Source organism: Shimia sp. (assembly GCF_039969785.1).
Taxonomy (GTDB): domain Bacteria; phylum Pseudomonadota; class Alphaproteobacteria; order Rhodobacterales; family Rhodobacteraceae; genus Shimia.
Genome location: NZ_JBDVNC010000011.1, coordinates 1 through 11,923, shown reverse-complemented (window position 1 = coordinate 11,923; position 11,923 = coordinate 1). Strand labels below are relative to the sequence as shown.

The 11,923-nt window shown below is 52.7% G+C and carries 9 protein-coding genes and 1 pseudogene; 9 read left to right on the top strand and 1 reads right to left on the bottom strand.

What is annotated here, in order from left to right; all coding sequences use genetic code 11:
- Positions 1–263: pseudogene (locus tag ABJI08_RS05105) on the bottom strand (IS6 family transposase); the annotation flags it as partial.
- 455 nt (positions 264–718) lie between these two features.
- Here ABJI08_RS05105 and ABJI08_RS05100 point away from each other — a divergent pair.
- The 9 genes from ABJI08_RS05100 to ABJI08_RS05060 all read left to right on the top strand — a co-directional run bounded on the left by ABJI08_RS05100 (position 719) and on the right by ABJI08_RS05060 (position 11,562).
- A complete protein-coding gene (locus tag ABJI08_RS05100; RefSeq protein ID WP_348400747.1) occupies positions 719–1,597 on the top strand; it encodes a LysR family transcriptional regulator in 879 nt (292 codons plus the stop codon).
- Between the two features lie 94 nt (positions 1,598–1,691).
- The gene (locus ABJI08_RS05095) at positions 1,692–2,516 is read left to right on the top strand and encodes a putative hydro-lyase (protein ID WP_348400746.1); all 825 of its coding nucleotides are present in this window, start codon (positions 1,692–1,694) and stop codon (positions 2,514–2,516) included.
- A gap of 22 nt (positions 2,517–2,538) precedes the next feature.
- The gene (locus ABJI08_RS05090; RefSeq protein ID WP_348400745.1) at positions 2,539–3,570 is read left to right on the top strand and encodes a TRAP transporter substrate-binding protein; all 1,032 of its coding nucleotides are present in this window, start codon (positions 2,539–2,541) and stop codon (positions 3,568–3,570) included.
- 27 nt (positions 3,571–3,597) lie between these two features.
- Positions 3,598–4,146, top strand: coding sequence for a TRAP transporter small permease (locus ABJI08_RS05085; RefSeq protein WP_348400744.1), 549 nt, complete (start codon positions 3,598–3,600; stop codon positions 4,144–4,146).
- On the top strand, positions 4,143–5,426 hold the full coding sequence (locus ABJI08_RS05080; protein WP_348400743.1) for a TRAP transporter large permease: 1,284 nt from the start codon (positions 4,143–4,145) through the stop codon (positions 5,424–5,426). Before ABJI08_RS05085 ends, ABJI08_RS05080 begins: the two co-directional genes overlap by 4 nt.
- A 68-nt stretch (positions 5,427–5,494) precedes the next feature.
- Positions 5,495–9,076, top strand: coding sequence for a hydantoinase B/oxoprolinase family protein (locus tag ABJI08_RS05075; RefSeq protein ID WP_348400742.1), 3,582 nt, complete (start codon positions 5,495–5,497; stop codon positions 9,074–9,076).
- Positions 9,073–10,479, top strand: coding sequence for a Glu/Leu/Phe/Val dehydrogenase (locus ABJI08_RS05070; protein WP_348400741.1), 1,407 nt, complete (start codon positions 9,073–9,075; stop codon positions 10,477–10,479). The genes ABJI08_RS05075 and ABJI08_RS05070 overlap by 4 nt, the downstream gene beginning before the upstream one ends.
- Before the next feature lie 74 nt (positions 10,480–10,553).
- On the top strand, positions 10,554–11,207 hold the full coding sequence (locus ABJI08_RS05065) for a DUF2848 domain-containing protein (RefSeq protein WP_348400740.1): 654 nt from the start codon (positions 10,554–10,556) through the stop codon (positions 11,205–11,207).
- A gap of 118 nt (positions 11,208–11,325) precedes the next feature.
- On the top strand, positions 11,326–11,562 hold the full coding sequence (locus ABJI08_RS05060) for a hypothetical protein (RefSeq protein ID WP_348400739.1): 237 nt from the start codon (positions 11,326–11,328) through the stop codon (positions 11,560–11,562).
- The last annotated feature ends 361 nt before the right edge of the window (positions 11,563–11,923 follow it).

Below are 11,923 nucleotides of genomic sequence, written 5' to 3'. Positions count from 1 at the left end.
ACGAAAACCTCATCAAGATGCCATCGCCAGTTCGAATAACACCGCATCTGATTTACGCGTTTTCGGCGAATTTCTGCAGCAAACATCGGGCCAAATCTGTTCCACCAGAAACGAATGGTTTCGTGGCTCACGTCGATGCCGCGTTCATGCAGCAAGTCTTCGACATTCCGAAGCGAAAGCGGAAACCGGACATACATCATCACCGCAAGGCGGATAATCTCAGGGCTGGTTTTAAAATAGCGAAATGGGGAGCGTTTTGTCATGAGCAGAAGCTAGATCGCCGCCCTGCCCTTCACAACCGAGATTCCTCTGACACCGCCCGGCTGCGCAATCCATAGCCGACATTGGACATTGTGCGTCGAAAGCTCACTTTTGTCCGCATCTTACCAGTTCGTCGACCTAGAGATTTTGCTATCGCAGCGAATGACCGGAATGCGGGCTGCAACCGCAGAATGTTAGCGGGATGTCGAAGGTCTCTTATGGGCCGTCTGTGACCAACTGGACGGGGCCAATTTGAAAGGATGCTGCGCCGCATCCGAGGTCGGCGGAGAGCCCAAATCCACCAATGCTGCGGTGCGCATGAACGACTGCTTTAAGAAACCGATTGAGGCGCTTACCCTTTAAGCGGTAGCGCCACGCAATATCTAGTTAGGCTATACTTTTAGGAGAATTTTCCCTATGGGTTCGGCGCATCCTTGATAAATATTGTGAATGCCTTGTGACCTTTGAACAAATCCGAACATTTCTTTGGGTCGCTCGGCTCGGCGGCTTTAGGAAAGCGGCAGATCGTCTGCACCTATCGCAACCGGCGGTTTCCACAAGGATCTCGAATCTTGAGATAGAACTGCGTGTCTCTCTGTTTGAAAGGGGTAGCGGAGACCTTGTTCTGACAAAGCAAGGGATGTTGCTACTGTCCTACGCCGAACAGATGTTGTTCGTTGAAGAAGAGATCAAGCAGCGGGTTGCTAATCCGGCGGAGACTGAAGGGTTGTTTCGGGTTGGGGCGTCAGAGACAATTGCGCAGGCTTGGCTGCCCGAGTTTCTCAAAGCGTTCAGCAAGGAATACCCGCGTGTGAACGTCGATCTTACCGTCGATATTTCCTTGAATTTGCGCACAGCGCTTCTTGAACGCAGGCTTGATTTGGTGTTTCTGATGGGCCCCGTGTCCGAGTTCACTGTGGAAAATGTAACCCTCCCACCCTTCGAGTTGCATTGGTATCGCGCCTCTACAAATCCAATCACTGACTTGACAGAAATTCCGGTCATTTCTTACTCAAATAAGACGCGTCCTTATCGAGAACTAATCTCGGAGCTATCGCGCACTGTCGGGCCGAAAGCGCGGGTGTTTGCGTCTGCATCTTTATCAGCGAGTCTCAAGATGATCGCAGCAGGAATCGCGGTCGGTCCCTATCCTAGAGCGCTTGCGAATGATTTTCTGGCGTCGGGCCAGATCGTTGAGTTTGACCCCGGCTTTCGCCCGCAACCTTTGGAGTTTACAGCATCGTATCTGTCCGAACCTCGCAGCTTTCTTGTTGAAAACAGTGCGGAAATCGCGCGTTCCACCGCTTTAGAGTGGGAAGTTTCGCACCCCAAATAGTTTCAAATTATCTATCATCAGTGATCTAAAATGATAATTTGATTTGATGAACAATCCCATGTGATAGTTTTGTGACATCACAGGGGCGATCACTATGAATTCACAAACTGCATCTCATTCAGACCTAAAGACCTCTTCTGCTGACAAGGTTCGAAAGGCTATTCGGGGTGGGTTGTATGATGGTCACACTGCTGGTTTGGCCGCAGGCAAGCTTCAATGCAATCTCGCAATTCTCCCTAAAGAGTTTGCTCTGGACTTCCTGCGGTTTTGTCAAAGAAATCCAAAGCCATGCCCTGTCGTAGGTTTGGGCGACACGGGCAATCCAAATCTGCCAACACTTGGTCGCGATATTGATATTCGCACAGATGTCTCAAAGTACCGTGTCTTTCGCGATGGGGCTTTGAGTGATGAAGTCACGGATATCTCACACGTCTGGTCGGGTGATCTTGTGACGGTGGCCTTAGGGTGTTCCTTCACGTTCGAAAACGCGCTTCTTCGCAGCGACATTCCAGTGCGGCACATTGAGACGGGCCGCAACGTTCCGATGTACCGTACAAGCATTGAATTGACACCTGCCGGTCGGTTTGCAGGCAAGATGGTCGTGACAATGCGCCCGATCCCAGAAAATCAAGTTGCTCAAACGAAGGCGATCAGCAGCAAGTATCCTCAGGCGCATGGATCACCGATCGCTGTTGGGGACCCTTCGCAGATCGGTATCGCGGATCTTTTCAAGCCGGATTGGGGCGACGCTGTCGACGTGAAGGCCGGCGAGATCCCAGTGTACTGGGCCTGTGGTGTGACGCCCCAAAATGTCCTGCTCGATGCAAAACTACCAATCTGCATAACACATTCACCGGGTCACATGCTGATTTCTGACGTCGCGGAAGACGCTGAAACGACAATTCTACCAAGACACTAAATCAACAAGGAGAACTAAGAAAATGAAAAAGACAATCGCACTACTCATCACAACAACAGCACTGGCGTCACCTGCCATGGCCAAAGATCTTTCCGTTGTCGGTAGTTGGTCAAGCCTGCCATTGCACAACCAATATGAGGCCCCGTTCTGGAGCACGACATTGCCAGAAGCGTCCGGTGGCAACATCAATGTCGAACTAACAACACACAATGCCATGAGCCTCGGTCTTGGTGATATTTATCCATTGCTTGGCCAAGGCGTCTATGACGTCGCAATGACTGTTGCCGACTATGCCGTCGCCGATGCGCCTGAGTTGGAAGGCTTGGACGTACCTTTGCTCGCTCTAACTGCTGATGAAGCCCGCGCAATGGTCGATGCCGCACGCCCGATGGTCGCGGACATCTACCGAGTTCGCTTCAACTCTCATGTCCTCGCAATTGCGCCTTATCCACCGCAGGTCGTATTCTGCAATGCAGACGTATCCAGCCTTGCTGATCTTGAAGGCCTAAAAATCCGTGCCTCTGGCCGTATGACTGCGAAGCTCCTCGAAGCCCTTGGCGCGGAAAGCGTTAGCGTTTCCTTTGGTGAGGTTCCCGGTGCGATGCAAACGGGTACGGTTGACTGTGCTGTTACAGGCGCCGGTTCTGGCTACAGCGCTGGCTGGTGGGAAGTCTCAACTCACCTGATGCCAATTCCTCTGGGTGGCTGGGATTCAGTCGTGACAGCGATCAACTTGGACAAGTGGAACAGTTTGGACGCTGACACACAGGCGCTTATCTCAAGTGAAGTCGTAAGCGGATTTGAAGACCCTGCATGGTCCAGCGCACAAGACGCTTTGGTTAACGACATCGCTTGCCTGACAGGCAATGGCGAATGCCCATCCGGTGACGCGCGCTCCATGACCCTCGTTGACGTGAGCGAAGCGGACTTTGAACATGCGCGCAACATCTTGACCGGTGAAGTTCTGCCAGAATGGGCCGAACGTGCAGGGGGTGATTGGGCTGAGCGTTGGAACGCAAGCGTTGGTCAGGTCGTTGGCGTAACAATCAACTAATCGACAAGATCAAAGGACGTACCGAAAATGGAACTAAAAATGATACATAAACTGAGGGTTATCAACAAATGGGTCGCCCTTGTTGTTGGAGCCGGCCTACTGCTTTGTGCAGGATTTGTGCTCGCAGACATCATTATGCGCCAGATCGGTACGTCCTTTGGTGGCACCGAAGAGATCGCGGGTTATGCTATGGCACTTGCGACGTCCTGGGGCATGTCCTTTACTTTACTTGAGTTGGGGCATGTCCGGATTGATCTTCTCCGCAGTCGCGCGGACAGCTTTAAACGCGCGTTGTTCGATGTCTTTTCCATGATTGTCATGTCGGGCGTCATCGTCACGATCGCTATTAAGGCGTGGCCTGTGTTGGAACGGTCTATCATGAATGGATCGCGGGCAAACACGCCGTTGGAAACACCACTTGTTTGGGTGCAACTGCCATGGTTCGCAGGCTGGGTCTGGTTTGCAGTTATGACAACGTTAACGACGCTCGCCGCCCTCAGCCTTTTGATGAAACGCCGCCATTCTGAAACAGAAAATTTCGTCGGCGCGTTTGCCGAGCAGGAGACCTTGCAATGATCGGTTATGTCTCTGTTGGGCTACTGGGCCTGCTCTCACTCTCGATTCCGGTCGGTATTGTCTTGTTCCTTCTGGGTTTCGGAATTGATACGTTTTTCTCTAACTTTCCGCTCACACGCGGGCTAGGCAATATGGTCTGGTCGTCCTCCAATTCCGCCACTTTGATCGCCATTCCGTTTTTCGTGCTGTTGGGTGAAATCCTTGTACGCAGCGGTGTGGCAACCAAAACTTACGCTGCATTGGATCGTTGGGTATCTTGGCTGCCGGGCGGTTTGGTACATGCCAATATCGCTACGGCTACGATGTTTTCAGCCACGTCTGGTTCGTCTGTTGCGACCGCCGCGACAGTTGCCACAGTTGCAATGCCACAAGCGGAAAAGCTCGGCTATGATCCCAAACTATTCTCGGGTGCAATCGCAGCTGGCGGCACTTTGGGCATCATGATCCCGCCGTCGATCAATCTGATCGTCTATGGTTTTCTGACACAATCTTCCATTCCCCAGTTATTTCTGGCGGGCCTGATACCCGGACTTGCACTGGCGATCGGATTCATGGCGATCACTGTGATCATTTGTCTAATCCGACCTGATCTAGGCGGAACACGCCGAACGTTCCCATTTGCAAAGATGCTACGTGCTCTAATCGATTTGGTTCCCATCCTGATCTTGTTTGGTGCGATTGTTGGTTCGATTTACGGAGGCTGGGCAACTCCAACGGAGGCCGCCGCGGTAGGTGTCGCGGGTTCACTTGTCATTGCCTTGGTGTTTGGCGGCGTGTCGTTGTCGATGCTCACACAAAGCCTCACTGGTACGGTCAAGATCACATCCATGATCATGTTAATCGTGATCGGCGCGTCTTTCCTGAACTTCACACTGGCCTCTGCGGGTTTGGGCCGCGAGTTGACCGAATTCATGACGGGCCTTGGCCTCACACCACTGAAGACAATCCTTGTTGTTGTTGTGCTTTACATCGTTTTGGGATTCTTCATCGAAACGCTGTCTCTGATGGTTGTAACCATACCGATCATCGTCCCGTTGGTCGTGGCCCAAGGGTTTGATGTCGTCTGGTTTGGCATCTTGATGATTGTTCTCATCGAAATGGCTTTGATTACGCCACCCGTTGGTCTGAACCTCTACGTCGTGCAGGGTGCTCGCAAATCCGGCAGCCTGAATGAGGTTATGTTGGGCGCGCTACCATACTGTCTGACAATGCTGACCATGGCCTTTCTACTAATCGCTTTTCCAAGCATCGCTCTCTTCCTGCCAAACGCTTTGCAGTAGAAGAACTTCCCTTAAAAAATAGACGACTGCGGGTCGCATGACGCCCGCAAACAAAGGAGATATGTCTAATGTGGCAATTTTGGGTAGATCGTGGCGGCACATTTACAGACATCGTGGCCAAGACACCGGAGGGTGAATTGAAAACGCATAAACTGTTGTCTGAAAATCCAGAAGTGTACCCCGATGCGGCTGTTCATGGCATTCGCGAACTTTTGGGGCTTCGTCCTGATGACGCTATTCCAAATGGTCAAATCGGGGCAGTAAAAATGGGAACAACGGTTGCGACCAACGCTTTGTTGGAGCGCAAGGGTGAGCGGACATTGTTGCTGATCACCAAGGGCATGGGCGACCTGTTGCGCATCGGGTATCAAAACCGCCCACGGTTGTTTGACTTAGATATTGAGCTGCCCGAATTGCTCTATGAAGATGTGATCGAAATTGAGGAACGGATTGGGGCAAATGGTGAAACCATAACGGCCCTTGATACGACCTATGCCCGCGAGGCGTTATCGCGCGCATATGGCAAAGGATATCGTTCCGTCGCGATTGCGTTGCTGCATAGCTATCGATTTCCGGATCATGAGCAGAAACTGGGACTGATGGCCAAGCAATCTGGTTTTACCCAAGTATCCTTGAGCCATGAGGCCAGCCCTCTTATTAAGATCGTATCTCGTGGTGATACCGCTGTAGTGGATGCCTACCTGTCTCCGATCCTAGGGCGCTACGTTAAACAAGTGGCTGATGCATTGGGCACGTCAAAGGGTGGCTGTGAAAGCCTGATGTTCATGCGCTCAAACGGTGGGCTGACTGACGCGACACTTTTCGAAGGACGTGATGCCATCCTGTCTGGCCCCGCGGGAGGTGTCGTGGGCATGGTCCGTACGGCGGCAGAGTTTGGATATGACAAACTTATTGGTTTTGACATGGGCGGTACGTCAACTGATGTCTGCCACTATGCGGGGGAGTTTGAACGTAACTTTGAGACTGAAGTTGCAGGTGTGCGGATGCGTGCGCCGATGATGTCCATTCACACTGTCGCGGCGGGTGGGGGGTCAATTCTCTCTTACCGCGGCGGGCGTATGCAGGTTGGCCCCGAAAGCGCAGGGGCAAATCCTGGCCCCGCGGCTTACCGGCGCGGCGGCCCGCTTACAGTGACTGATTGCAACGTGTTGCTTGGTAAATTGCAGCCAGATCTGTTTCCGCCGGTCTTTGGGCCAAATGCCGATCAACCTTTGGACGTTGATGCTGTGCGCGCCAAGTTTGACGCCTTGGCAGCAGAGATTGGCAGCGACATGTCAATCGAGGAACTAGCAGAAGGTTTCCTGCGGATCGCAGTTGAAAACATGGCAAACGCCATCAAGAAAATCAGCGTGCAGCGCGGGTATGACGTTACCAAATACACCATGAATTGCTTTGGTGGCGCGGGTGGGCAACATGCGTGTCTGGTCGCCGATGCACTTGGCATGGAAAGTGTCTTTATCCATCCGTTCGCAGGTGTCTTGTCCGCCTTTGGGATGGGCTTGGCCGACGTGCGTGCCATGCGCGAACATCAGTTCGGCATGGGGTTTGATCAGATCAAAGAGGCCGAATTCGTTTTGGATGGTCTCGCAGCCGCCGCCGTGGCCGAAGTAACGGGCCAAGGCATCCCACATGCGCAGATAACAACAGTGACAATGGCACATGTCCGCCCTGATGGCGCGCAGCAAACATTAGAAGTGCCGTTTGGTACGATGAACGAGATGACAAAGGCGTTTGAGACGGCACATCAGCAAAGGTTCGGCTTCGTTCCGGAAAACGCGACCCTGCTGATTGACGTTTTGACCGCCGAAGCAATCGGTGCAACGGGCGAAACAGTGACCCTGCCAGATACGGGAGCGGTGTCTTCCGCTCCTAAGCACTCTCAAATGTGGTCAAACGGTAAAGTGCGTGAAGTCCCCGTGATCGACCGCACAACGATGTGTGTCGGCGAGGTGGTTCAGGGTCCGGCAATTGTCACAGAGCCGACTGGAACCAACATCCTTGAGCAAGGTTGGGAAGCAGAATGCATCAGTGGTGGAAACCTTGTGCTGCGTAGGACCTCCGCGGTTGCGCGCCAAGAGGCCATTGGCACAAAGGTCGACCCCGTCATGCTTGAGGTATTCAACAACCTCTTCATGTCGATCGCTGATCAAATGGGCGCGACGCTGGCGAACACGGCCTATTCAGTCAACATCAAGGAACGCTACGACTTCTCTTGCGCGATCTTTGATGAATTCGGTGATTTGGTCGCCAATGCACCGCACGTGCCTGTTCACCTTGGCTCAATGTCCGAAAGCGTAAGGGTTATCTTGCGCCAGAACGCAGGCAAGATCCGTCCTGGGGACGTGTTCATGATGAACAACCCCTTCAACGGCGGCACACATTTGCCTGACGTAACGGTCATCACCCCTGTGTTCGACAATGCTGGGACACGGATCATCTACACCGTCGCCAGCCGTGGGCACCATGCCGATATCGGTGGCAAGACCCCCGGATCAGCCCCACCAGATAGCCGCGTAATCGAAGAAGAAGGCGTTTTGATCGACAACTTCCTATTGGTACAGCAAGGCAACTTGCGTGATGCGCAAACGCGTGAATTACTTGCTTCGGGCAAATACCCTTGCCGCAATATCGATCAGAACATGGCTGACCTGTCTGCCCAGATTGCCGCTAACGCGACTGGTGCTGGCGAGTTGACCAAGATCACCCAGCAGTTCGGTCTAGATACTGTACACGCCTACATGAATCACGTGCAGGACAATGCGGAAGAAAGCGTGCGCCGCGTGCTTGATGTGCTGCGCGATTGCAGTTTCACCTATCCGCTCGACAGTGGTGATCAGATCAAAGTGGCGATCACTGTTGATAAGTCGGCACGGCAAGCGACCATCGACTTTGGCGGAACCTCTGAACAGAACGAGTTCAATTACAACGCGCCGATGGCGATCTGTAGCGCGGTCGTCTTGTATGTGTTCCGTACTTTGGTTGGCAGTGACATTCCGATGAACGAGGGATGTATGAAGCCTCTCAATCTGGTGGTCCCTGAAGGCAGTATGATCAACCCCAACGCACCTGCCGCTGTCATCTCAGGCAACACCGAGGTCAGTCAGGCCATTGCGGATACGCTTTATGGCGCGCTTGGCGTCATTGCTGGGAGCCAAGGCACGATGAACAACTTTGTTTATGGTAACGACGTGCATCAAAACTACGAAACGATCTGTGGAGGCACCGGGGCGGGCGACGGTTATCATGGCACCAGCGCGGTTCACAGCCACATGACCAACACCCGAATGACAGACCCTGAAGTCTTGGAAACACGGTTTCCTGTTCGGGTCGATGAGTTTTCGATCCGACAAGGCTCTGGTGGAGTAGGCGAATATTCTGGCGGGAACGGGATTGTCCGCCGGTTGCGCTTTCTTGAGCCAATGACGGTGACGGTCCTGTCATCACATCGCAAAGTGCCGCCCCATGGCGCTGCGGGTGGTGGGGAGGCCTCGGTCGGTGAAAACAGCGTTGTACGTGCCGATGGTCATATCAACGTACTAAAAGGCAACGATGAGGTGCAATTGGCTGCCGATGACGTGTTTGTGATGAAGACACCCGGCGGCGGTGGGTACGGAAAGGCCATGAAATGAGCGGCTCATTTTTGAAAAACGTCGATGACATGTTTATCGCCGCTACTGAAAATATCGACCTCCCCGAAGGCCTGGCTGATAAGATCAGGTTTTGTAATGCGACATACGTCACCCGCTTTGGTGTACGGTTGCGGGGCAAAATGTTCACGTTTCGGGGTTGGCGGGCCACACATTCGACCCATCATTCTCCTGCGAAAGGGGGCATTCGGTTTGCCCCAAATGTGAATCAGGATGAAGTCGAAGCGCTCGCCGCCTTGATGAGCTACAAATGTGCACTTGTTGGGTTGCCGTTTGGCGGATCAAAAGGTGCTTTGGAGATAAACCCTACAGAATGGGAACCACACGAGCTTGAGAAAATTACCAGACGCTTTGCCCAAGAACTGATACGTCATGGATTTCTATCACCTGCCAGCAACGTGCCCGCTCCAGATATGGGGACAGGCGAGCAGACAATGATGTGGATAGCTGACGAATATCGGCGGCACAAACACGAGGACATCAACGGGTCCGCCTGTGTGACTGGCAAGCCATTGGACGGGGGCGGCATTGAAGGCCGCACAGAAGCAACAGGACGCGGCGTTCAGTACGCGACACAAGCCCTGTTCGCTTCAGAAGTTGAGCTGAAAGGCACGGGGTTTGCTGTCAATTCACTAGCAAGAAAACGAGTGGTAGTTCAGGGGCTTGGCAACGTCGGTTATCACGCAGCTAAGTTCTTAAGCGAAGAAGATGGTTGTCTCATTTCCAGCGTCATTGAACGCGACGGGGTCATCCGAAACGAGGCAGGCCTCGACATCGAAAAATTGAAGGAACATTTTGCGGTCACTGGTAAACTTGAAGGGTTTGCAGGTGGTACATTCTCGGCTCAAAACGATGATGCGTTGCAAGATGACTGCGACGTTCTCATCCCAGCGGCCCTCGAAGGTGTTGTGCACGAACGAAACGCGGCAAAGATCAAAGCCAAGGTTGTTGTAGAAGCTGCCAACGGCCCGACAACGAGCGCTGCTGACGCAATTCTTAAGAGCAGGGGCGTGGTCGTGATCCCGGATATGTATGCAAATGCTGGTGGCGTGGTTGTCAGCTACTTTGAGTGGGTTAAAAACCTGACACACATCCCATTCGGCCTGATGGAACGCCGCTATGAGGCCACTGGCCACCGCAGATTGGCGCAATCGCTTGAAGCGATGACAGGCAAGGCGTTTCCATTGAGTGATGACAAAGCCTTCACGGACGGGCCGCAAGAAATTGATCTGGTCCGGTCTGGCCTCTCTGAAATGATGTCCACAGCGTTTCAGGCTATCTCGCAAACTAAAGCCGAAGGTCGTGGCGATCAGTCCTTGAGGGATGCGGCCTATCAGATCGCAATCAAGCGTATCGCAGCGTCTTACCAAGCGATCGGAATTTAAGTGAATGATATGGACCAAGTAACCGTCAAGTTTGTGAAAGAGACGCTGGAACAATCTCCAAAGAGGGGTAATTTATGAAATTCTCCAATGGCTTAACGCACTTTGAGACCACCATTGAACATCTTGTTGTCGCAGGCTGGACTGGGCGAGATCATGCATTGGTACAGCACCACATTGATGAATTAGGCAAAATTGGCGTCGCGCCGCCGACTACGACCCCTCTCTTTTATCGCGTGTCGAGTTCGCTATTAACACAGGTAAATTCTGTTCAAGTTCTCGGACCCGACACGTCTGGCGAAGCAGAGCCATTCTTGATAAATCACGACGGTAAGCTGTGGCTAGGTTTGGCATCTGATCATACTGATCGAGAGCTTGAGGCGATATCAGTCGCTGCGTCAAAACAAGCGTGCGCAAAAGTTTGTGCGGCTGCGTTGTGGGATTTCGAGGATGTGCGTGATCATACCGGCCAAATGCAACTGCGATCCTGGATAAAGGAACACGGGGAATGGGTGTTGTATCAGGATGGCAATCTGGAAAAAATTCTCCCACTCGCAACACTTGGTTCTCACATTGAAAACATCGATCACTCAGCCATGTTGTGCGGAACACTACCAGCTATTGGGGGTGTCCGCCCAGCGGTTGAGTTTCGTGCCGAGTTAGTTGATCCTGTTTTGGGCCATAGAATTGAGCTTCAATATAGGTCTGAGTGGCTCGAAAATATCCGGTGAAAACTGCGAAACGCCACGCGGATTGCATAAGTCAGTCACCATTCGTCAATAGGTCTGCTGCAGTCCCTTTCTCAGGCTTGATCTACAGTCAAGCCTGAGGCGCGCAACGCGTGACTGATTGCAAGAAGCGGACAGTTACGCAGCCGCAGCGAAGGTACAATTTGTCCGCGATGCAGTCACCCAGCAAGCCAAATTGCTGCGCTCTAAGGTCAATATCTGCTTCGGGGAAGCTGCACGGCGCGCGAATGGCAGGTCTGGTGAAGCTGCAGCGCGGCACCAGATCGGCTTGCCAGCGGCGGCAATGGGCCGTTTGCTACATTTTTCTTTGCAATTTGCGGTGTATCTCGTGATCTAAGCGCGGCATTGCAGAGTTGTTCGACAGCGGTGGTTGTGGGCTCCCGCAACCAACGATATTTGCGAAACCGCCTCGGCCACTCCGGCTACGGCGGTTTTTGCTTTTGTATCAGACGCTAAAGCCAGCATTCCAGCCAGATCTCCCCGTAAATCTATGCTGTATCCATCATCTGAGGGTGTCAAAACTACACCCTCGATAAGGCCACGCAGTGCCTCGTGAGCTGTTGAATGTCATTGAGAACTGACCCGGTAGCCCCCCAAATTGTCACTGAGAATTGACCCATGTGAACACATGGCCCTGACGTTTTTGTTCAGGGAGATTTGGAGTGATCGACATGGGATTTTTGAGTGTCATTCGACGC

Coding starts and splice junctions, on each gene's coding strand:
- ABJI08_RS05095 (WP_348400746.1), top strand. CDS start 1,692: ATGAATTCACAAACTGCATCTCATTCAGACCTAAAGACCTCTTCTGCT.
- ABJI08_RS05075 (WP_348400742.1), top strand. CDS start 5,495: ATGTGGCAATTTTGGGTAGATCGTGGCGGCACATTTACAGACATCGTG.
- ABJI08_RS05070 (WP_348400741.1), top strand. CDS start 9,073: ATGAGCGGCTCATTTTTGAAAAACGTCGATGACATGTTTATCGCCGCT.
- ABJI08_RS05085 (WP_348400744.1), top strand. CDS start 3,598: ATGGAACTAAAAATGATACATAAACTGAGGGTTATCAACAAATGGGTC.
- ABJI08_RS05080 (WP_348400743.1), top strand. CDS start 4,143: ATGATCGGTTATGTCTCTGTTGGGCTACTGGGCCTGCTCTCACTCTCG.
- ABJI08_RS05090 (WP_348400745.1), top strand. CDS start 2,539: ATGAAAAAGACAATCGCACTACTCATCACAACAACAGCACTGGCGTCA.
- ABJI08_RS05065 (WP_348400740.1), top strand. CDS start 10,554: ATGAAATTCTCCAATGGCTTAACGCACTTTGAGACCACCATTGAACAT.